17 protein-coding genes are annotated in these 20,340 nt (G+C 61.3%); 8 read left to right on the forward strand and 9 right to left on the reverse strand.

The window, feature by feature from the left end; genetic code table 11:
- Positions 1 to 81 precede the first annotated feature (81 nt).
- Complete coding sequence (gene pcrP, locus ACA046_RS08795) at positions 82 to 693, reverse strand: HAD superfamily inactivated hydrolase PcrP (RefSeq protein ID WP_318303275.1); 612 nt, start codon at positions 691 to 693, stop codon at positions 82 to 84.
- A 196-nt stretch (positions 694 to 889) separates the two neighbouring features.
- On the opposite strand from pcrP, the gene ACA046_RS08800 reads away from it, so the two are divergent.
- The 3 genes from ACA046_RS08800 to rssC all read left to right on the forward strand — a co-directional run bounded on the left by ACA046_RS08800 (position 890) and on the right by rssC (position 3,589).
- Complete coding sequence (locus tag ACA046_RS08800; RefSeq protein ID WP_167662614.1) at positions 890 to 1,579, forward strand: MlaA family lipoprotein; 690 nt, start codon at positions 890 to 892, stop codon at positions 1,577 to 1,579.
- Positions 1,580 to 1,925: 346 nt separating this feature from the next.
- Positions 1,926 to 3,107: a two-component system response regulator RssB gene (rssB, locus tag ACA046_RS08805; protein WP_017477221.1), complete on the forward strand. Its 1,182-nt coding sequence runs from the start codon at positions 1,926 to 1,928 to the stop codon at positions 3,105 to 3,107.
- Positions 3,107 to 3,589: an anti-sigma factor antagonist RssC gene (gene rssC / locus ACA046_RS08810; protein ID WP_003218919.1), complete on the forward strand. Its 483-nt coding sequence runs from the start codon at positions 3,107 to 3,109 to the stop codon at positions 3,587 to 3,589. Before rssB ends, rssC begins: the two co-directional genes overlap by 1 nt.
- A 199-nt stretch (positions 3,590 to 3,788) precedes the next feature.
- Here rssC and tal read toward each other — a convergent pair whose 3' ends face one another.
- The 3 genes from tal to ACA046_RS08825 form a co-directional block, all read right to left on the reverse strand.
- Complete coding sequence (tal, locus tag ACA046_RS08815; RefSeq protein ID WP_076017257.1) at positions 3,789 to 4,715, reverse strand: transaldolase; 927 nt, start codon at positions 4,713 to 4,715, stop codon at positions 3,789 to 3,791.
- A gap of 315 nt (positions 4,716 to 5,030) precedes the next feature.
- A complete protein-coding gene (dusA, locus tag ACA046_RS08820; protein ID WP_497676281.1) occupies positions 5,031 to 6,026 on the reverse strand; it encodes a tRNA dihydrouridine(20/20a) synthase DusA in 996 nt (331 codons plus the stop codon).
- Positions 6,027 to 6,132: 106 nt separating this feature from the next.
- Positions 6,133 to 6,270: a hypothetical protein gene (locus tag ACA046_RS08825; protein WP_167410166.1), complete on the reverse strand. Its 138-nt coding sequence runs from the start codon at positions 6,268 to 6,270 to the stop codon at positions 6,133 to 6,135.
- Between the two features lie 227 nt (positions 6,271 to 6,497).
- Here ACA046_RS08825 and ACA046_RS08830 point away from each other — a divergent pair, with 227 nt between their 5' ends.
- On the forward strand, positions 6,498 to 6,719 hold the full coding sequence (locus tag ACA046_RS08830) for a hypothetical protein (protein ID WP_497676282.1): 222 nt from the start codon (positions 6,498 to 6,500) through the stop codon (positions 6,717 to 6,719).
- A gap of 101 nt (positions 6,720 to 6,820) precedes the next feature.
- Here ACA046_RS08830 and ACA046_RS08835 read toward each other — a convergent pair whose 3' ends face one another.
- Positions 6,821 to 8,008: an MFS transporter gene (locus ACA046_RS08835; protein ID WP_497676283.1), complete on the reverse strand. Its 1,188-nt coding sequence runs from the start codon at positions 8,006 to 8,008 to the stop codon at positions 6,821 to 6,823.
- A gap of 170 nt (positions 8,009 to 8,178) precedes the next feature.
- On the opposite strand from ACA046_RS08835, the gene ACA046_RS08840 reads away from it, so the two are divergent.
- From ACA046_RS08840 to ACA046_RS08855, 4 genes are all read left to right on the forward strand, one after another.
- Positions 8,179 to 10,986, forward strand: coding sequence for an ATP-binding protein (locus ACA046_RS08840; protein ID WP_459027091.1), 2,808 nt, complete (start codon positions 8,179 to 8,181; stop codon positions 10,984 to 10,986).
- Positions 10,983 to 12,182: a response regulator cyclic di-GMP phosphodiesterase PvrR gene (gene pvrR / locus ACA046_RS08845; RefSeq protein ID WP_017477279.1), complete on the forward strand. Its 1,200-nt coding sequence runs from the start codon at positions 10,983 to 10,985 to the stop codon at positions 12,180 to 12,182. Before ACA046_RS08840 ends, pvrR begins: the two co-directional genes overlap by 4 nt.
- Before the next feature lie 124 nt (positions 12,183 to 12,306).
- On the forward strand, positions 12,307 to 15,204 hold the full coding sequence (locus ACA046_RS08850) for an ATP-binding protein (protein WP_497676284.1): 2,898 nt from the start codon (positions 12,307 to 12,309) through the stop codon (positions 15,202 to 15,204).
- Between the two features lie 28 nt (positions 15,205 to 15,232).
- Positions 15,233 to 15,880, forward strand: coding sequence for a response regulator (locus ACA046_RS08855; RefSeq protein WP_258344438.1), 648 nt, complete (start codon positions 15,233 to 15,235; stop codon positions 15,878 to 15,880).
- Here ACA046_RS08855 and ACA046_RS08860 read toward each other — a convergent pair whose 3' ends face one another.
- The 4 genes from ACA046_RS08860 to ACA046_RS08875 all read right to left on the reverse strand — a co-directional run bounded on the left by ACA046_RS08860 (position 15,881) and on the right by ACA046_RS08875 (position 20,339).
- Positions 15,881 to 16,375 (reverse strand): fimbrial protein, encoded by a 495-nt coding sequence (locus ACA046_RS08860; protein ID WP_497676285.1) that lies wholly within the window; start codon positions 16,373 to 16,375, stop codon positions 15,881 to 15,883.
- The gene (locus ACA046_RS08865; protein WP_459027099.1) at positions 16,372 to 16,839 is read right to left on the reverse strand and encodes a fimbrial protein; all 468 of its coding nucleotides are present in this window, start codon (positions 16,837 to 16,839) and stop codon (positions 16,372 to 16,374) included. Before ACA046_RS08865 ends, ACA046_RS08860 begins: the two co-directional genes overlap by 4 nt.
- 10 nt (positions 16,840 to 16,849) lie before the next feature.
- A complete protein-coding gene (locus ACA046_RS08870) occupies positions 16,850 to 17,488 on the reverse strand; it encodes a fimbrial protein (RefSeq protein WP_497676286.1) in 639 nt (212 codons plus the stop codon).
- A 274-nt stretch (positions 17,489 to 17,762) separates the two neighbouring features.
- Positions 17,763 to 20,339, reverse strand: a complete 2,577-nt coding sequence (locus tag ACA046_RS08875) for a fimbria/pilus outer membrane usher protein (protein ID WP_497676287.1) — start codon at positions 20,337 to 20,339, stop codon at positions 17,763 to 17,765.
- Position 20,340: the final 1 nt, after the last annotated feature.

Below are 20,340 nucleotides of genomic sequence, written 5' to 3' on the forward strand. Positions count from 1 at the left end.
GCATAGACCGCGGCACGCCGTGAAAGGTCTACGGGCTGACCTTTAGATTAATCCACTGGCGCCGACTGTGCATGATCTCGATCAGGGCTTCTCGCCTTTGAGCTGGCGCAGGCTGATGTCGGCCAGACAGGTGTGCAGCTCGCCAAGGTGGTCAATGACCGAATGCACGCCCAGGCCATAGAGCGCGACAGTGGCTTTGGCGCGCTTATGCTCGCGTTCCTTCTCGGTAAGTGCTTGCCATTGCTCCGGGGAAAGCCCGCACAGTGAGCCGCAGGACGCCAGGCCGATGGTCCACAGGCCGGCGTTGAGCCCCGATTGCAGCAGGCGCGGTTCGCCACTGACCAGGACGCAGCCTTCCAGGCGCTCGATGTTCAGCTCCATCAAGGCCTGCCAGCACGCGTGGGGCGCGGGCCAGCGGGTGGAGGAGGGTTTAGCGGCCTTGATCCAGCGTGGTAGCCCTGCAGCCAGAGGTGTGGAAACCGAAAGGGGTAGCTCGTCCAGCCATGCGCAGGGGATGCGCTGTTCTTCGAGGCTGCGCAGGATCTTCAGGGCGCCGACAGTGGCATGCGGATCGCTTGAAGGTGTGGAGTCGGCACGGGCCTGGGAACCAAAATCCACCAGGCAGCCACTCAGCCCGAACAGTACGGCCGTCAAGGACGGGGCGCTGGCAGTAACAATTTCGGCGTGTGGCATTTCGACGTCCCTGAAATAGCAGTGACGCTATCGAACGCGGATGACAAGCAAGTTACATCTGCGGCATTTGTAGGGTTTTTGTGCATTTACTTGAATGACATTTCTGCAAGGCTGCCTAATCTGACACTTCCGTCATATACTGACGGCCTCATTCAGGGCATAGCGCCCATGACAGACCATTCAAGGAGTTCAAGCTATGCGCTGGAGCCAATGTCTAGCTCAGCTGTCCGTATGTGCGAGTATTTTGCTGGTTCCTTTCGTGGCCCAGGCGGCCTCGGAAGATGATCCATGGGAAAGCGTCAACCGCCCGATCTTCACCTTCAACGACACCGTTGACACCTACGCCCTCAAGCCTTTGGCCCAAGGCTATCAGTTCGTGACCCCGCAGTTCGTGCAGGACGGCGTGCATAACTTCTTCCGCAACATCGGCGACGTCGGCAACTTTGCCAACGACGTGTTGCAACTCAAGCCGCACGCGGCTGGCGTCGACACGGCTCGCCTGCTGATGAACACCACGTTCGGCGTGCTGGGTTTCATTGATGTCGGCACCAAAATGGGGCTGCAACGCAACGATGAAGACTTTGGCCAGACTCTCGGCCACTGGGGCGTTGACAGCGGCCCTTACGTGATGCTGCCACTGCTGGGCCCAAGCACCCTGCGTGACGCGCCGTCCAAATATGTGGACAGCTACACCCAGCCATACCGCTACATGAACGATATCGGCTGGCGCAACAGCACCTTCGGCCTGAATATCGTCGACACGCGTGCCAGCCTGCTGTCCTCCGAGAAGCTGATCAGCGGCGACAAATACACCTTCATCCGCAACGCCTACTTGCAGAATCGCGAGTTCAAGGTCAAGGATGGGAAGGTTGTGGACGACTTTTAAGCCCCTGGCTTGAAAGAAGAAGGCGGCCCTCGGGTCGCCTTTTTTGTGGACGACATTCGAGGTTTATCCGTGGGTTACGTGCTTACTTTAAGTCGCGGTTTTATGCGTTCTTATAACTACCGGTGATTTGCGATGTAAAGACGCCCGGCGACCATCGCCATGAGCTTGAAACCCCTGGCGGATGGGAGTACCGTCTGCGCCTTAGAAGGGCACCTCTGCTTTACCTTTGTGCATGGGCAATATCCCGGCGCTTTGTAGGACAGAGAGGCTAGAAAGCGAATCCAGTAGTACGCCCGGCCATTGTCGAGCTGCCTACGCCAACCTAATTCTGGCGCCGTTTGCCCACATGCAGAAAACCAGTGCCACGCTGCTGATAATCGATGACGACGAAGTAGTACGCGCGAGTCTCGCGGCCTATTTGGAAGACAGTGGCTTCAGCGTCCTGCAGGCCAGCAACGGCCTCCAGGGTCTCCAGGTATTCGAGCGCGACAAGCCCGACCTTGTGATCTGCGACCTGCGCATGCCCCAGGTGGGCGGCCTCGAGCTGATCCGCCAGGTGACTGACCTTTCCCCGCAGACGCCGGTGATTGTCGTGTCCGGTGCCGGTGTGATGAATGATGCGGTCGAGGCCTTGCGCCTGGGCGCTGCCGACTACCTGATCAAGCCCCTGGAAGATTTGGCCGTACTGGAGCACTCGGTGCGCCGTGCCCTGGATCGTGCACGGTTGCTGCTGGAAAACCAGCGTTACCGTGAAAAGCTCGAAACCGCCAACCGCGAACTCGAAGCCAGCCTGAACCTGCTCCAGGAAGACCAGAACGCCGGTCGCCAGGTGCAGATGAACATGCTGCCGGTGAGCCCGTGGAGCATCGACGAGTTCAAGTTTGCCCACCAGATCATCCCGTCGCTGTACCTGTCGGGTGATTTCGTCGATTACTTCCGCGTTGATGAGCGGCGTGTCGCGTTCTACCTGGCCGACGTTTCCGGCCACGGCGCCTCCTCGGCATTCGTGACCGTGTTGTTGAAGTTCATGACCACACGGCTGCTGTTCGAATCCAAGCGCAATGGCACCTTGCCGGAGTTCACGCCTTCGCAAGTGCTGGGCCACATCAACCGGGGCCTGATCAGCTGTAAGCTGGGCAAGCACGTGACGATGGTCGGCGGCGTGATTGATGAAGAAACAGGTCTTTTGACCTACAGCATTGGCGGTCACCTGCCATTGCCGGTTTTATACACTCCAGACAGTGTGCGCTACCTGGAAGGGCGTGGTTTGCCAGTGGGCTTGTTCAATGAAGCCACCTACGAAGACCACATTCTGGAACTGCCGCCGACTTTCAGCTTAACGCTGATGTCCGACGGTATCCTGGACCTTTTGCCAGAGCCTACACTCAAAGAGAAAGAAGCCGCCTTACCCCAACGGGTCAGGTCGGCGGGCGGCAGCCTGGATGGCCTGCGGCAGGTTTTTGGATTGGCCACGCTAGGGGAGATGCCGGATGATATCGCCCTATTGGTGTTGAGCAGGAATCTTTGATGAGTACCGGAAGAATCCAATTCGCCGAGCAAGACGGGACTTTTGTCCTGAAGTTTGTCGGTGAAGTGCGCCTGACCTTGTGTTCGGCGCTGGATGCGACGATTGAGCGGATCTTCACAGCCTTGAATTTCTCGGCGATCGTGATCGATCTGACCGAAACCCGCAGCATCGATAGCACCACCCTTGGGCTGTTGGCCAAGTTGTCCATTCTGTCTCGGCAGAAGGTCGGACTGCTGCCGACCGTCGTCACCACCCACGAAGACATCACCCGTCTGTTGCAGTCCATGGGCTTCGATCAAGTGTTCAACATCGTTGACCGCCCGATCCCGTGCCCGGAATGCCTGACCGACCTGCCATCCCAGGACCAGTCCGAGGAAGTGGTACGGGTCAAGGTGCTGGAAGCCCACAAGATCCTGATGGGCTTGAACGACTCCAACCGCGAGGCGTTCCACGACTTGGTGAATGCGCTGGAGCGGCACTAATTTCCAGCTGAAACAGTGTCAAAGTGTGGGAGGGGGCTTGCCCCCGAAAGCGGCGGCTCAGTAGTGAATGTAGCGACTGACGCCCTGTATTCGGGAGCAAGCCCCCTCCCACATTTTTAACTGAGTTCGGCTCGAAAACGGCTAATACAAAAAAAGGGCGGCACCCTCACAGGTGCCGCCCTTTTTGTCGCCGGCGCTTTTACAGCTTGGCGGCCAACAGCGCTTCGAGTTTTTCCTGGTCGCGGGCGAACTGACGAATGCCCTCGGCCAGCTTCTCGGTAGCCATCGCGTCTTCGTTGGATTCCCAGCGGAACTGCGCTTCGGTCAGGTGCACACGCGCTTCACCGGCATGGCCTGGCGCCAGCTTGCGCTCCAGCTTGCCATTGTCGGCAGCCAGTTTTTCCAGCAAGTCCGGGCTGATGGTCAGGCGGTCGCAACCGGCCAGCTCTTCGATCTGACTCAGGTTACGGAAGCTCGCACCCATTACCACGGTTTTGTAGCCATTGGCCTTGTAGTAGTTGTAGATGCGCGTCACCGACTGCACCCCCGGATCCTCGGAACCGGTGTAGTCATTGCCGTTGGCCTTCTTGTACCAGTCGTAGATACGGCCTACGAACGGCGAAATCAGGAACACGCCGGCTTCAGCGCAAGCCACGGCCTGTGCGAAGGAGAACAGCAGCGTCAGGTTGGTCTGGATGCCTTCCTTTTCCAGCTGCTCGGCGGCGCGGATGCCTTCCCAGGTGGAAGCGATCTTGATCAGTACGCGGTCGCGGCCAACGCCGGCCTTGTCGTACAGGTCGATCAGGCGATGCGCACGCTTGAGTACGGCGTCAGTGTCGAACGACAGACGGGCATCCACCTCGGTGGAAATGCGGCCGGGCACCACTTTCAGGATTTCCTGGCCGACGGCTACCGCAAAACGGTCGCTCGCCAGGCCTACGTCGCCGTTGCAGTCGGCAACGCACTCGTCCAGAAGCTTGGCATAGCCTGGAATCGACGCGGCCTTGAGCAGCAGGGAAGGGTTGGTCGTGGCATCTTGCGGCTTGAGCTTGGCGAGGGTAGAAAAATCGCCGGTATCGGCTACTACGGTGGTGAATTGCTTGAGTTGTTCCAGCTTGGAAGTCATGGGCGTGCTCTGTCCTGTGGGTCTGATGACATTACCCGAGCGCTGACAGCCGCTCAAGGGCGCAAATGCATTCGATCGTTTGCGAGGGCAACAACCTGAAAACAGCCGTTTGAATCACCGGCCAATGCTGAATAGGAGGCCAAAACAGCCGGCAGGTTCAACCCAACTGCCCGATGACCACCCGATCAAACGTTGGGAGCAGCCTTGCCTCTGCAGCCACCCCCATCTTCCTGACATCCCCCCATCCAAATGTGGGAGCGGGCTTGCTCGCGAAGGCGTCGTGTCAGCCACCAAATAAACCCACTGACACCCAAATCACCGCCCCTCCAGCAACTCCCCAGCCTTATCCAGCAACGCCAGCGGATCACTGGCCTTATGAATATCCACCGACAACAACTGCCGAAACTTCCGCGCCCCCGGGAAACCCGTCCCCAGCCCCAGTACGTGGCGCGTGATGTGATGCATCGAGCCGCCTGTCGCCAAGTGTTCGGCTATATAAGGACGCAACTGCGCGAGCGCCTCGGCGCGGGTGATCACAGGTTCAGTGCTGCCAAACAGCTGTTGATCCACCTCCGCCAACAAATACGGATTGTGATAAGCCTCGCGACCCAACATCACACCGTCGAAGGTCTGTAGATGTTCCTGGCACTGTTCGAGAGTCTTGATACCGCCGTTGAGGATGATCTCAAGCTCAGGAAAGTCCTGTTTCAACTGCGCCGCCACGTCATAGCGCAACGGAGGAATGTCCCGATTCTCCTTCGGTGACAGCCCTTCCAGAATGGCGATCCGTGCATGCACGGTAAAACTGGTGCAGCCCGCGTCCTTCACCTGGCCGACGAAATCGCACAGCTCGGCATAGCTGTCCCGGCCGTTGATGCCGATGCGGTGCTTTACCGTCACTGGGATCGAGACGGCGTCCTGCATCGCCTTTACGCAATCCGCCACCAAGGCAGGGTGGGCCATCAGGATCGCGCCAATCATGTTGTTTTGCACCCGGTCGCTGGGGCAGCCGACGTTGAGGTTCACTTCGTCGTAGCCGGCGTCCTGGGCCATGCGGGCGCAGGCGGCCAGGTCCGCCGGGACGCTACCGCCCAACTGCAGGGCGAGTGGATGCTCGGCCTCGTTGTGACGCAGGAAACGTTCGTGGTCGCCGTGGAGGATTGCGCCGGTGGTGACCATCTCGGTGTAGAGGAGGGCGTTTTTGGAGAGCAGGCGCAGGAAGTACCTGCAGTGCCTGTCAGTCCAATCCATCATCGGAGCAACAGAGAAGCGACGGGAGAGCGATGGCGTTGGTGCTATAGGTGAGGACATTAGGATCTGAGATGGATAAGGCGAAGGGCCGACAGTTTAACAGGAATGCTCCTGGTCCCGTGGTGGTCAGTGCCAGAGCTTCAGCGACCCTGGCACGGTTTTCAGCTTATTTCTTCTTTTTGTCCGGCGCTTGAGTCAGCGCTGAAGCCGCCACCGATTTCACATCCGGCGGAGTGGTTGGATCCGCCAGCAGCTTGGCTGCTTTTGAAGCGACGCTTTCACTGGTTTTTTCGTCTTTAGCCATTACTTGAGCTTCCCTCTACGTAGACCGCCGGTTCATCTGAATTGATAACTGGTCGGCTTTAATATGTAGGGGCTAGCTGTTGATATCGCCAATCAGAATATGTGCCGGGATAATTCGTCGCCAAAACGACATCAACCTGAACCGATCCTGTCCCACGGCAAAGTTTCATAATTCCCACCATCATTGAGGCCTACGCTCAGCCCATAAGCCCAAAGGGAACTGAAAAAATGATCTCCAATCTCTTCAAGGTCGTGATGGTCGCTGGCACTTTGCTGTTAGCCGCTTGTTCGACGGGGTCGTCGGACGTGAGTAGCGACCCTTGTTTTTCAGGAGGATGCCAGGCCTTTGGCGACCACAGCCCCAGCAAAGCCGCCAAGATGAATTTTGGAGGCAGTGCGCTTGGGAGTAGTTATGGGGAGTACGGTTCGGGGTTGTTGCATGATGACTGACTGAGCGGGTGGGGCAGTCATTTACTCAGTGACTGACCCACCGCTTTCGCGAGCAAGCCCGCTCCCACATTGGATTGAGGGCGGGCGTTGGAGGTGTGGCGTCAGTGACCGCCTTTCATACGTCGGGCGATCAGGTAGATGCCCAAGCCAACCAGCGCCGTGGCAGCGCCAATGTACCCCGTGCTGGTCCACCCATACCCCGCCGTAATCGCCATCCCACCCAGCCACGGCCCCAGCGCATTCGCCAGGTTGAATGCCGCGTGGTTGGACGCCGCCGCCAGGCTCGGTGCCTCATGCGCAATGTCCATCAAGCGGATTTGCAGCGGCGCGGCCATGGCGATCATGGTGCCGACCAGGCCGATGCCCAGCAGTACGCTCCACAGCGAACTCGCGGCGAAGGTGAAGAAGATCAGCACGGCCATCGACCACACCATAATCCAGCCCACTGCGCGAAATTGCAGGCGATCAAACAGCTTGCCGCCGGCGATGTTGCCGATGATGCCGCCTACGCCAAACGCGGCCAGACCGAATGGAATCCACTGCGGCGAGACTTTGGTCACTTCGAGCATGGTCGGCGCCAGGTAGCTGAACACGCAGAACATCCCGGCAAACCCAATAGCGCCAATCGATAGCGCCATCCACACCTGCGGTTTGGTGAAGGCGCGCAGTTCTTTGCGTGGATCGCTGCGGGGTTCGTCGTGGCGATCCGGTACGAATTGCCAGACCAGCGCGATGGTGCACAGGGCGATGGCGCTGACCAGTGCAAACGCCGAGCGCCAGCCAAAATGTTGACCGAGGAAGGTGGCGATGGGGTTGCCGAGCAGCATGGCCAGGGTCAGGCCCATCATCACCCGCGCGACCGCGCCGGCACGTTTGTCGTTGGGCACCATGCTGGAGGCGACCACGGCGGCGATGCCGAAGTAGGCACCGTGGGGCAGGCCGCTGATAAAGCGGAAGGCTACCAGCGAGCCGAAGGTCGGGGTAAACGCCGTGGCGAGGTTGCCCAGGGCATACAGCCCCATCAGCAGCAGGAGCATGTGTTTGCGCAGCAACTTGGCGCCGAGGATGGCCAGCAGCGGCGCGCCAACCATCACGCCCAACGCATAGGCGCTGATGGCATGGCCGACTTGCGGTTCGCTGAGGTTGAGGTTGTGGGCGATGTCGGGCATCAAGCCCATGATGGCGAATTCGCCGGTGCCGATCGCAAAGGCGCCCACGGCCATGGCCGCTTCCATTTTGGCGGCGCTGCGCGCGGGCAGCAGGTGCCCGGGGGTTTGCTGGATAGTCATGGGTAACTCTGTTTGATGAAGTGCACGAAGGACAGCCGCCGATGCTACGCAAGCAGCGGCGAAGGTGTCTAGAACAGCGTGTTGCGCGAGAGTTCCATCGGCGTAAGCAGTGCGGGGCTTTGAGATCCGTCTTATTCAACTACCCTCTCGCCCCGCTTACTCTTTTGGTGATGAAGCTCAAACATTTCCTGCAACCACTCGACTCTTCTTTTTCGACGCCCAAGGCCGCGCGCAAGTTGTTGCGGCTGTTCGCCCTGGCATTGGTGCTCGGCGTGTATGTGGGTGCCTATAGCTACTTGCGTGCGGCGTTGAATGAGGAAATTTCGCTACGGCGCAGTTATATGAATGAGGCGATTTCCGATGCGCAGAGTTTTTTTGTCAGCCGCCAGACGCTGCTCAAAAGCCTCGGCCTGTCGACGGTTCGCCATGTCACGCCACCCGTCGGCAACCTCAATAATGTGCCGGCCGAAGAGGTGCACATCACCTTGGGCGAGGCGGGCAATATGTGGAGCCTTTGGCTGACTAGGCGCCTGCTTGATTACCTGCAGGTCAACCAGGTCAACCTGATCTACGTCGCCCAGCGTGCCGAGCCGGTGGTGGAGCGCCTGTTTACCGTTGGGGCGGCCCCGGAGAATGTGCCCCAGCCGGTATTGCAGCGGTTGATGGCGGTGGACACCGGCAAGGTCTCGGTCAGCGATGAGTTGTGGCTGACTGAGCAGAGCCGCCTGGATTCACCGCTATACATCTTCACCCGCCTCGACGACCGTAGCCCCACGTCGGGTTGGCTCGGGTTGGAGGTGGACGGCCCGGACCTGATCAACGCCCTGCAGCATGAAAAAGCCGGGGACTTCATGTTGCTTGACGGCGCCGGGCAGCTGATTTTCAGCAGCACGCCGCATCAACCGTCGGCTGCGCAGGTGCTGCGCCAGTATCACGCCACGGCCAGCTTTGGTTGGGAAGGCAGCCGCTGGCTGCCGGATCGCTTGGCCATTCGCAAGCACCTGGGTTACTCCCAGTGGCAGATCGTCTACAGCCTGGAGATGAGTTCACTGTTGCCCAGCCTGGCCATGCCGTTGCTGCTGTGCCTGCTGTTGTGCGCAGTGGCCAGCTTGTTGATGGTGCGGTTGGTGCGGCGCATCGATCAGCGCTTGATTATCCCGGCAGCCAATCGCATCGAAGCGCTGGTGGAGAGTGAGGCATTCAGCAGCGCGGTGATTCGCATCGCGCCAGTGGCCTTGTGCGTGCTGCGCCGCAGCGACGGCGAGGTGGTGCTGGAAAACCCCCTGTCCCGACAATGGCTGGGCAACGGCCACGAGCGCCAGCAACTGTGTCACGGCTGGATTCGCCGCGCGTTCGATGAGTCGGAACAAAGCAGCACCGACGAACTGCAAATGGCCGACGGTCGTCACCTGTATCTGAGTTTCGCGCCAACCCGTTACCAGCGTGAGGAGGTGCTGATCTGCGCCTTCAGCGACATCACCGAACGCAAGCAGGTGGAGTTGGCCTTGCAGCAGGCGCGCACGCTGGCGGACGCGGCGAATGAGGCCAAGACCCTGTTCCTGGCAACCATGAGCCATGAGATCCGCACGCCGTTGTATGGCGTGCTGGGCACCCTGGAATTGCTTGCGCGCACCGACCTTAACAGCCAGCAGCGCGGCTACCTGAATGCCATCGAAGGCTCGTCGGCGAACTTGCTGCAAATGATCTGCGATGTGCTGGACGTGTCGAAAATCGAAGCGGGGCAACTGTCCCTAGAGTTCAGCACGTTCTCACCGATCGAGTTGGTGCAGGAAGTGATCCAGGGCTACGCAGGCGCCGCCCAAAGCAAGGGCCTGCAGTTGTTCGCCTGCCTCGACCCGCAGTTGCCCGACCGCGTGCGCGGGGATGTCACACGCATCCGCCAGATCCTGAATAACCTGCTGAACAACGCGCTGAAATTCACCGAAAGCGGCCGGATTGTCTTGCGTCTGCGCCTGGAAAGCCGTGAAGGCGAGCGCACGATGTTGCAGTGGCAGGTAGTCGACACCGGCAAGGGCATCGCCGAGGAAGACCAGCGGTACCTGTTCGAGCCGTTCTTCCAGGCCAGCGGCAATGCGAATGTGGTCGCCGGCAGTGGCCTTGGCCTGTCGATCTGCAAGCGCCTGATGCACTTGATGAACGGCACCTTGCGGGTGGTCAGCGAGCCAGGCCTGGGCAGCAGCTTTTCCTTCACCTTGCCGCTGGAGCAAGTCAACGACGACGACCGGGCTCCTTGGGCGCAACCGCTGCTCGGCGAGCGGGTGTATGTGGTGTCGCCGGTGCGTGAGCTGGCAGAAAGTGTCGGCGGCTGGTTGCGCCGCTGGGGCGCGCGGGCGCAGCTCGGTGCGCCGGAGTCTGCCGAGGCCGATCCCGGCGCGGTGCTGGTCGAGCTGTATCCGGGCCCGACCGAGCCCGACCAGTTGCTGCATTGGTCCGGGCCGCGGGTGATGGCCGCGGTCGACGAGCATGGCGCTTATCCCTGGCAGATCGGCCTGAACAACCTGCAGGCGCTCAACCGTGCGGTCAGCCGCGCCCAGGGCAGCGAAGAGTTGTTGTCGCCGAGGATCTGCGAGAAGCCCACTGAGTTCAGCCTCAACCTGCGCCTGCTGGTGGCCGAAGACAACCTGATCAACCAGTTGATCCTGCGCGACCAGTTGGAAGAGCTCGGCTGCAGCGTGGTGCTGGCCGGCGACGGCATTGAAGCGCTGTCACTGTGGGGCGATACCGCGTTCGACATGATTCTCACCGACGTCAACATGCCGCGCATGAACGGCTATGAACTCACCGAACAACTGCGTCGCCTGGGTTGCTCACTGCCGATCATCGGGGCCACCGCCAACGCGATGCTCGACGAAGCCGAGCGCTGCCTGAACGCTGGCATGGATCATTGCCTGGTCAAGCCGTTCACCCTGCGCGCCCTCTACCAGTGCCTGCATCGCTATCAGAGGAGGGTGCTTTGAGCGCCTATCGCGTACTCATCGTGGAAGACCATCCTTTCCAGCATGAGTACTTGATCAACGTCTTCCAGGCCATCGGCGGGTTTGACGTCGATGTGGTCTGGGATGGCGCCGCCGCGCTGCAACGCCTGGCCCGCCAGCGCTACGATCTGCTGCTCAGCGACTTGATGATGCCGGGAATGGACGGCGTGCAACTCATCCAGCAACTGGCGCGGATGCACGCGCCGCCCGCGTTGGCGCTGATGAGCGTGGCCTCGCGGCGCATGCTGGTGGGCGCCGGGCAGGTGGCCGGGAACCTTGGCTTGACCGTCGCCGGGCTGATCTCCAAGCCGGTGCGCGAACGCGAGGTGCGCACCCTGCGCGATTGCCTCGACAAACTCGCCGAGCGGGCGCGTACGCCGTGTTGCCACCGGGGCGTCAGTCACGCTCGCGAGAACCTGGTGCGCGCCTTGGCCAACGGTGAGATCCAGGCCTGGTTCCAGCCGAAAAAATCCCTGCATGACGGGCGGATCGTCGGCGCCGAAGCCCTGGCGCGCTGGGTACACCCGGAGGAAGGATTATTGATGCCCGGCGTGTTTCTCGACGAAATCGAGCGCCTTGGCCTGGAAACCCGGCTGCTCACCTGCATCCTGGGCCAGGCTCTCAGCGCCCAGGCGCAGTGGGCGCAACTGGGTTACCGGCTGCCGGTGTCGATCAACCTGCCCACGCATTTGCTCGACCAGAGCGACCTGGTCGACCGCCTGCTCGCCCAAGTGCAAAGTCGCGACGCCGAACCCCGGCAAATCACCTTCGAATTGATGGAAAGCTCCACCACACAGTTGCCCAGTAACTACTACGCTGGAGCATGTCGCTTGCGCATGATGGGCTTTGGGTTGGCGCAGGATGACTTCGGCAAGGGGTTCAGTTCCTACTTCAACCTGGTGTCGACGCCGTTTAACGAGGTCAAGATCGACCGGTCACTGGTGCATGGCTGTGCCGAGAACGAAAGCCTGGCGTCGGCCTTGCAAAGCATTGTCGAGCTGGGCCGCAAACTCGGGCTGACCACCATCGCCGAGGGCGCCGAGACCCAGGCGGAGCTGGCGGTGTTGCGGCGTATCCGCTGCGATCAGGTGCAGGGTTTCTTGATCTCCCACGCCGTGGCGGCGGAAAAATTCAGCGCCCTGTTAATCGAGGATGGCCCTGCGCCAGCACTTATGTGAGTGGCCAGGGTCACACAGTCAAGAAGCCCGAAGGAAGGGTCGCCCGGTCAGCCGGGCGTTATTGGCCAATGCCGGGATCAAGCATAGGCCCAACGTCCTGATTCAGGCTTCTGCGGTACTGACGATGAAACATGCAAGTCTGCGCCTGGACAAGCTGGCGCAAAGCTCTCAACGCCTGAACAAAGCCCTGTTATTGCTCACGGGGCTCGCTTTGTTGCTGTCCAGCAGTTGCTATTGGGCGGTATCGCGGTTGCTCGACGCCGAGCAGGAAAAGGTCGAGTTCCACTTCGCCCGCGTGGTGGAGATTATCCATGAGCACGAGGCGTTCCTGCGCAACGTGGCCAGCGGCTACAACCGCAGCAACGCACCGCCGCTGCCGTCGGTGCTGTCGACCTCGGTGATGGAGTTGCAGCACGATGCCGGGCAAGTGGTAGTGCAGGCCAAAGGGTTTGCCTTGTCGCTGCCGTTTACCTTGTCCCACGCCGAGACGTTCTCTGCGGATGACACGCGCCGGGCGCTGGCATTTGGCGTGCAACTGACCGACTACTATGGCGGCTATTGGGCGAGCTCGTTTTACGCCTCGCCGCAAATGTTCGTGTTCACCCCCAATGATGTCGCTAGCCTGGCCGTGCCCGGTGTGGGCGGTCTGCGCCAGCATCAACCGTTGCTGCGCGAACAGTACCGCGACGTGGTGAGCCGCTTGCACCAACTGCAACAGAGTCAACGCCCGTTGCTGAACGACAGTCGCGTGCGCTGGATGCGTGCGCCACCAAAGCTGTATCAGAACAGTCGCAGCGTGGTCGCGATGATCGGCCTCGACGCGCCCGCGGCCGTGTTACCGGCCAATCAGCCCCAGGGCCTGCTGACCCTGGCGGTGGTGGTGGACACCTCGCAGGTCGATGAATTCGAGCGGGTGCTCAGGCTCTCGGTCTACAACCAGTTCACCCTGATCTCGCCCCAGGGCGATGTGTTGCTCGGCAGCCTCGGCGATGAACAGATGGCGCCGCTGGGCCTGAGCTTCAACAGCCAGGGCTTGCGTTTCAAGATGCTCAGCGAGGGCGGCGAGCACTGGACCGGCCTGTACGCCATCAGCTATCAGGACTTTCTGCGCTATGCCAAATGGCCGCTGCTGGGCCTCGGCCTGACGTTTTTGGCGGCCGTGCTGCTGGGCTGGTGGATCAACCATTGGTACAAGACCCGCATCGTCAGCCCCGCGCAGCGCGCCCAGGAACGCTTGTTCGAGAGCGAGGCGTTCAACCGCATCATGCTGCACAACGCCCCGGTGGGCTTGTGCGTGGTGCGCCGCAGCGATCACCAGTTGCTCCTCGAAAACCAGCGTGCCTTGCAACTGCGCGGCACCGCACCCTTGCTCGCCGTGCTCAAGACCAACGATGGCCCGCAGACGCCCGGCGAGATGTGCCTGGCGGTCGAAGGGCGTTATTTGCAAGTCGTGGTGGTGGCGGCACGTTACGAGGGCGAGGACGTGTTCCTCTGCGGCTGCAACGACATCACCCGGCACGTGGACGAAGCCCAGTTGCTGACCCAGGCGCGCCAGGAAGCGACCGAAGCGAATGAGGCCAAGACTGTGTTCCTGGCAACCATGAGCCATGAAATACGCACCCCGTTGTACGGCGTGCTCGGCAACCTGGAACTGATGGCCCTGACCGACATGAGTGAGCGTCAGCGCCACTACCTGGAGATTATCCAGGGCTCGTCTACCGTGCTGTTCCAGTTGATCAGCAACGTACTGGATGTATCGAAAATCGAATCCGGGCAAATGGCCGTGGAAGCGGCGCCGTTCGGCCCTAGCCAGTTGGTGGAAGAGTCGGTGTTGGCATTCAGCGCGACCGCGCGCAACAAAGGCTTGCAGATTGATGCCGAAATCGACTCGCAGTTGCCGCCGCAACTGCTCGGCGACGCTGGCCGCATCCGGCAGATCCTGCATAACCTGCTGGGGAATGCGATCAAGTTCACCGATTCGGGGCGCGTGCGTTTGCGCCTGACGGTGCAGCAACTGCTTGAGGATGAGGTGACCCTGCAATGGCAGGTCACCGATACCGGCGTGGGCATTCCGGAAAAAGCGCTGGACCAGTTGTTCAAGCCGTTTTATCAGGTGGCGGGTGGGCAGGATGGTAATGGCGCCGGCCTTGGCCTGTCGATCTGCTCGCGCTTGAGTGAGTTGATGGGCGGCAGCATGCGCGTGGTCAGCGAACCGGGGTTGGGCAGCAGTTTTTCGTTGTTCATCACCTTGCCGATACTCGAGGAAACCTTGCCCTACGCGGTGCAACCGTCAATGCCCCTGTGCCTGGACGCCCCGTGTTTGAACGTGCGCGTACTGGTAGCCGAAGACAACCCGGTCAGCCAGGCCGTGCTGCAAGAGCAGCTCGAAGCCCTCGGTGCCCATCCCACCGTAGCGCGTGACGGTGAGCACGCCCTGCAAATCTGGGGCTCGCAGCCATTCGATTTGGTGATCACCGACATCAACATGCCGCGCCTCAACGGCTACGACCTGGCCCGCGCGCTGCGTGAACAAGGTGTGCAGGTGCCGATTATCGGCGTCACCGCCAATGCCCTGCGCGAGGAGGGCGAGCGCTGCCTGGCGGTGGGCATGAACGCGTGGGTGGTCAAGCCGCTGAGCTTGAGCATGCTGCGCCAGGCATTGATGGCGCATTGTCGACGGGCCACGGCCTTGCCGGTGGCGCAGGCGGACCGGGATCGCGAAGGCTGGATCGAGCTGTCCGCGGCGATGCGCCAATTGATGGCCGATACGTTGCTGGTCGATGTGCAGCAGATCGAACGAGGCCTGTCTGCCGGTGATGCCACCCTCGTGCGTGAGCGCCTGCACAGCCTTAACGGCGCGCTGGCCAGCGTGCGTGCCGGAGAACTGTCCAGCGCCTGCCAGGAATGGGAGAACGCGCTGTACGACGCGCCGCTGGATACCCACGCCACCACTCGGATCCGGGGCTTGTGCGCACGGTTGACGGCGGTGGCGCAGTGCTTGCTCGCAGAGTCGCAAACCTGATGAATGCCCACTACAAGGAAGATAAAAAATGCGAGAAATGAACGTTGTGATCGCCGATGACCACCCGATCGTGCTGGTGGGCGTACGCGAAATCGTACAGCGTGATTCGCGCTACAGCCTGGTGGGCGAGGCGGTCAGTTCCAGTCAACTGATCGAGCAGTTGCGCAAGCACCGGCCGCAAGTCCTGATCACCGATTTCAACATGCCGGGTGACGACACCTATGGCGATGGGTTAAAGCTGATCGAGTACATCCTGCGTCACTTTCCCGCGACCCAGGTGCTGGTGCTGACCATGATTTCCAACAGCCTGATTCTCACGCGTTTGCAGGAGCTGGGCGTGGCCGGGGTGATCCAGAAAAACCACCTGCACGGCGAGATCGAAAAAGCCCTCGGCGCGATCAGTGCCCAGCGCAGTTACCGCGCACCGGAGCCCGCCGCGACTTCGGTCTTGGCCAATGTGACCCAGGTGCAGGCGCGCTTCCAGAGCCTGTCGCCACGGGAGATGGAAGTGCTGCGTTTATTCGTGACGGGCATGAGCGTGAGCGATATCGCGCGGCAGTTGAGCCGCAGCAACAAGACCGTCAGCGCGCAGAAGATTTCGGCCATGCGCAAGCTGGACGTGGACAGTGACCAGGCGCTGCTGACCTATTGCATCGAAGCCCGGCAGTTTCAGTAATCAGCGGTACGTCATCTGCATCAACAGGGTGGCTTTGTAGCTACCCGCTTCGGGCAGCTCGCCCAGGGACACGGGCTTGACGCGCAGGGTCAGCGCCAACGGTTCGCCTTCTACCGGCCAGGTGCCGGTTTGGCCCAGGCCGATCCCCGGCTTGTCGGTCTTGTCACGCAATTGCACCTGCAACCCCAGGGATGGGAGAGTGGTGAGCAACACCGGGTTGACGCTGATAGCCCGGCCCATTTTCGCCGACAAACTCAGCTCGACGTGAGCGCCCGCCTGACAGTCGAAGACCAGCGGCACATCGGTGACGACGGTGCTGTCGTCGGCCAACTGGTTGAGGTTGACCTTGCCCAGGTCCACCTGTTGCGTACTCGGAAACCTCGCGGTGCACGGCGGCGCGGTCAGCTTGCCGCTGACGTCGATCTGCGCTTCATCCGCCGGTTGCGCAAGGGCGGTGCCGGCCACGGCCAGCAGCATCCAGGCGAGCGCTTTCATAGGTAATTGATCGTCATGACCATGGACGAGGTGAACGCGCCCGGCGCCAGCGTGCCGCGTTCGACCAGTTGCGCCTTGAGGCTGATATCCACGTCGCCGCTAAGGTTGGTGTATTTCTTGACGGTGCCATTGAGGTCTGCCGCCGTGTTGTCCGCCCACAGCAACGACACACCGAGGTTATCCGCCGTGGTCTTGGCCACGGTGGAGGTGTAGGTGCCGTTATTGGACGTGAAGCTGACGTTGAGCGAAGAACCCGACGAGCACTTCAAGCGCACCGGCACTTCCACAGCGCCGGTGGTCGCCACTTGGTCGGTACGTACATCGCCAAATGCGGCGGTGAGGGTGGTGCCGGTACTCAAGACGCACGGTGGGCGGGTGAGGGTGCCGCTGACGGTGATGTTCACCACGTCGGTAGCGTGAGCGGTGGTGCTGAGCAGCACCAGGGCGAGCAGCGGAATTTTCATGGCAAGGCCCTCATTGATAGTCGATGTTCAGCGTGTATTGGGTCTGAAACGCACCCGTCGGTGATTGCCCGGCCGCCAGTTGTGGCTTGAAGCTCAGGTTTACGTCATTGCTGCCCACGCGTAACTGCATAAAGCGCGGGGTAGTGAAGTTCACCGGGTTCAGGGTGTCGGTCCACAGCGCCTGCATGTTCAAACCTGCCAGTGAGGTACGCGTCACGCCGGTGGTGGCGTTGACTACCGTCTGGTTGGGCAGCAGGTAGACGTTGGCGCGCATCGCGGACTTGCAGTTGATCGACACAGTGGTCGATTGCATCTGGTTGCTGAGGTCGGCGTTACTGATGGAGCCAAAGCGCAGGTCGACGCTGCCGGGTGAACTCAGGCTGCACGCCGGTGGAACGACGGTGTATTGAAATAGTGTTTGCATGAACCACTCGCCATAACCCAGCCAGTTTTGCGAGGTCACGCCCAGCGCTACAGCTACAAATCGTGTGCCTGCTGTTCGGGGCGCAGTGCCCACCAGAATGTAGCGGTAAGGCACCACGGTATTCAGGGGCAGAGGCCGGCAATAGCCGCCCAGGCAATTGTTACTGTATTGGCCGATGGGCAGATTGGATAAGTAGATGTTGTGATACGGGTCGGTCAATCTCAACGGGGCTTGATCCGGGCCGCTCAGGTAATTGACTTGCGAATTTAAGCCGGCGGAATAGGGGAATGCACGGCGAACGGTGCACGTACCCTCGTAGACGATTCTGATCGCCTGACCGGGCGTAAAAGTGTAACCGCCGCTCGGAAAACCCGGCACTGTGCAGTTGAGGTTTCCCTCGACCAACGCGTGCGCCTGTTGTGACAGGCAGCTCAATACTGCGCACAACAGCGCAAGCATCAGCCGTCCACGTACCTTATGTGTTGCTTTAACGATCATGTCAGGAATCCTTGGCACCCGACCCACCGGCCGCGCGCTCACATTGAATATTCAGTTGGGTAATCCCGCCCTCGGCAGGCTTTGTGTCGTCCAGCTTCAATTCGCGGCTGCACCACTGCTGGCCGTCGACGCTGACCAGCAACCGCGCCTCGGGCGGCACGCCGGTCAGGAACGCGCGGCCTTTGTCGGCCACCAGGGTGTTGCCGAGGGCGCGGCCGTCCGGGGCGAACAATTCGGCGCGGGCGGCAAACGGCGCTGCTTCGCCAAGGTTGTCGCTGATGCGAAACAGGATGCGTTGGCCGCGCCGGGTGTCGAAGTCCGCCAGCACAAAGGCGCCACGGTTCGGCGTGACTTCCTGCACCGGCTCGGCGATGTCGACGTCAGACGGCATCGACTGGGTGTCCAGCGACACGCGGTTTTTGCGATAGGGCAGGGCCTGCGGCACCACGGTGTAGCCATTGCGGTTAGTGCGCACACCACGCTTGTTGCTGATGCCCACGTCGGCGGCGCCCGGTGTTGCGACGATCACGTTGGTTTCGCCCAGTGGCTGGCTGAACATCAGGTTGTTGCCATACGCCACCACCGAACCTTCGACGCCCATGTCCAGTTGGCGGCTGCCGGTGGTCTCGTTATAGGCGCCGCGCACAATCGCGTTGGGCGCGTCGTATTGCGCGGCGAAGGTGCCGCCGGTCTGGCGTTGCGCGCCGCTGACTTGCTGCGACACACCCGCGCTGTAGGCCAGCGTATCGTCCTCGAACGCGTTGCCGCTCAGGGTCGCGGTGCGTGATGCCGAGCCACGCGCGCTCTGGTTCATGTTGGCCGTAACGCGCTGGCTGCGCGTGCCGCCCAGGGGCATGCTGATGCTCAGGGACAGGCTGCGATCGTCGCTGTTGGCGCCTTTGTTCAGGCCCAGCCCAAGGGAGTAGGAAATGTCCCCGACGCTCGCGCTGTATCCCAGTTGGATCGAGGTGTCGGCCTTGCTCTTGTCCCAGTAGGCGGTTTTCGACACGTTGGCGTACACCCCGCCGTAGCCGCCCAATTGCTGCGACACGTTGGCGGTGAAGTTGCTTTTCATGTGGCCGCTGCGGTACGTGTCCAGGGTTTGCTCGGTGCTGCGGCTGTTCAGCGCTTCGTTGAACGAGTAGTAGCCGCCGGTGGAGTAGCGGTAGCCGATCAGGCTGAAGTTGGTGTCGGTGGCCGCCAGGGACTTGGAATAGCGAAAGCGAAACGACTGGCCGCTGGAGGTGGTTTTCTCCCGGCCCATGGCGTCGCTGCGGGCGTGGGTCACGTCCACCGAGATCGCGCCGAAGCCGGCAAAGTCGTGGGCAAAACCCAGCAGGCCGGCGTTGTATTGATCACTCAGCAGGCTGCCGCCAAACAGCGTGGTGCTGCCGCTCAAACCTCGTCGCAGGGAGGCCTGGATAAATGTTGGGGTTTGCTGCACAAAGGACGATTGCGCCGGGCGGTATTGGCCGGCGAATACCGAATAGCTTTGCTGGCCTTCACGCAGCATGTAGGGCACCGACGAGAACGACTGGGTGTAGACCTGGCGCCGGCCGTCCGGGCCCTCCACGGTGACTTCGATGTCGCCATTGCTGGCGGTGGGGTACAGGTCGGTCAAGGCGAACGGCCCCGACGGCACCCATTGCTCATGGATCACATAGCCGCGCTGGCGGATGATCACCCGCGAGCGGCCATTGGCAATGCCGCGAATCACCGGGGCGAATTCGCGGGCCTGGTCGGGCAGCATGTCCAGGTCCGAGGCGATGCCCAGCCCGCGATAGGGGATGGCGTCAAACAGGTCGCCTTCGGTGGTGGAATCGCCCAGGGTGGCGATCGCCATCATGTTGCCCATGTCGCGCTGGGCGTAGGTTTCCAGTGACTCCCAGCGCCCGGGCGTGGTGCTACCTTTTTGCCAGGTCGAAAAATTGCGCAGGCGCCAGGCCCCGGCATTCACGCCGCTGCGCAGGCTGCCGAACTGGTCCTGGCGGCGGCCGCTGTCGGACTCCACGGTGCTGCCGGTAAAGCTGTAATTGGTGAACGCCACTTGCTCGCCGTTGCTCCACTGCCGACGGCGCACTTCAAAAGGAATGCTGCCCAGGTAGGCCTGGGGGATTTCAATCGACAGGATCTGGCGGTTGAAGTCGTAGTCGTAGCTCACGCCGGCCAGGCCCTGATCGAACGCAATGCAGGTAGGGTCGGCGTCGGTGCGGTTTTGCAGGGCCGTGTCGGCCACGCCCTGGGCGCGGAAGAACTCGACATCCAGGCACGGGAACAGGCCGGTGCTCGAGCGTTCCTGGGTGCCGGTGGCGCGAATGAAGCGCACATCACGCTGTTCGATCGAGCGCTGGTTGAGCTGGATATCCACCCGGTAAATCCCCGGCAACTGGCCGTCGCTCATGGCGCTGACCTGTTGTTTCACAGCGGCCGAACTCTGCCCGCCGCCGATTTCGAGAAACGACGCATCGAACTCGTAGCCGGCGTGTGCGGGGGCCAAGTGCAAGGCGGCGGCGGCCACGAGCGGGCAGCCGAAAGCCTTCACGGCGCAACGGCGCATGAATGGGAATGAACGGAGCATG

This window comes from Pseudomonas sp. LBUM1641 (genome assembly GCF_059716235.1).

Excerpts from the sequence above, each read along its gene's own strand:
- pcrP (WP_318303275.1), bottom strand. The coding sequence starts at position 693 with ATGCCACACGCCGAAATTGTTACTGCCAGCGCCCCGTCCTTGACGGCC.
- ACA046_RS08800 (WP_167662614.1), top strand. The coding sequence starts at position 890 with ATGCGCTGGAGCCAATGTCTAGCTCAGCTGTCCGTATGTGCGAGTATT.
- rssB (WP_017477221.1), top strand. The coding sequence starts at position 1,926 with ATGCAGAAAACCAGTGCCACGCTGCTGATAATCGATGACGACGAAGTA.
- rssC (WP_003218919.1), top strand. The coding sequence starts at position 3,107 with ATGAGTACCGGAAGAATCCAATTCGCCGAGCAAGACGGGACTTTTGTC.
- tal (WP_076017257.1), bottom strand. The coding sequence starts at position 4,715 with ATGACTTCCAAGCTGGAACAACTCAAGCAATTCACCACCGTAGTAGCC.
- dusA (WP_497676281.1), bottom strand. The coding sequence starts at position 6,026 with ATGTCCTCACCTATAGCACCAACGCCATCGCTCTCCCGTCGCTTCTCT.
- ACA046_RS08825 (WP_167410166.1), bottom strand. The coding sequence starts at position 6,270 with ATGGCTAAAGACGAAAAAACCAGTGAAAGCGTCGCTTCAAAAGCAGCC.
- ACA046_RS08830 (WP_497676282.1), top strand. The coding sequence starts at position 6,498 with ATGATCTCCAATCTCTTCAAGGTCGTGATGGTCGCTGGCACTTTGCTG.
- ACA046_RS08835 (WP_497676283.1), bottom strand. The coding sequence starts at position 8,008 with ATGACTATCCAGCAAACCCCCGGGCACCTGCTGCCCGCGCGCAGCGCC.
- ACA046_RS08840 (WP_459027091.1), top strand. The coding sequence starts at position 8,179 with ATGAAGCTCAAACATTTCCTGCAACCACTCGACTCTTCTTTTTCGACG.
- ACA046_RS08850 (WP_497676284.1), top strand. The coding sequence starts at position 12,307 with ATGAAACATGCAAGTCTGCGCCTGGACAAGCTGGCGCAAAGCTCTCAA.
- ACA046_RS08855 (WP_258344438.1), top strand. The coding sequence starts at position 15,233 with ATGCGAGAAATGAACGTTGTGATCGCCGATGACCACCCGATCGTGCTG.
- ACA046_RS08860 (WP_497676285.1), bottom strand. The coding sequence starts at position 16,375 with ATGAAAGCGCTCGCCTGGATGCTGCTGGCCGTGGCCGGCACCGCCCTT.
- ACA046_RS08865 (WP_459027099.1), bottom strand. The coding sequence starts at position 16,839 with ATGAAAATTCCGCTGCTCGCCCTGGTGCTGCTCAGCACCACCGCTCAC.
- ACA046_RS08875 (WP_497676287.1), bottom strand. The coding sequence starts at position 20,339 with ATGCTCCGTTCATTCCCATTCATGCGCCGTTGCGCCGTGAAGGCTTTC.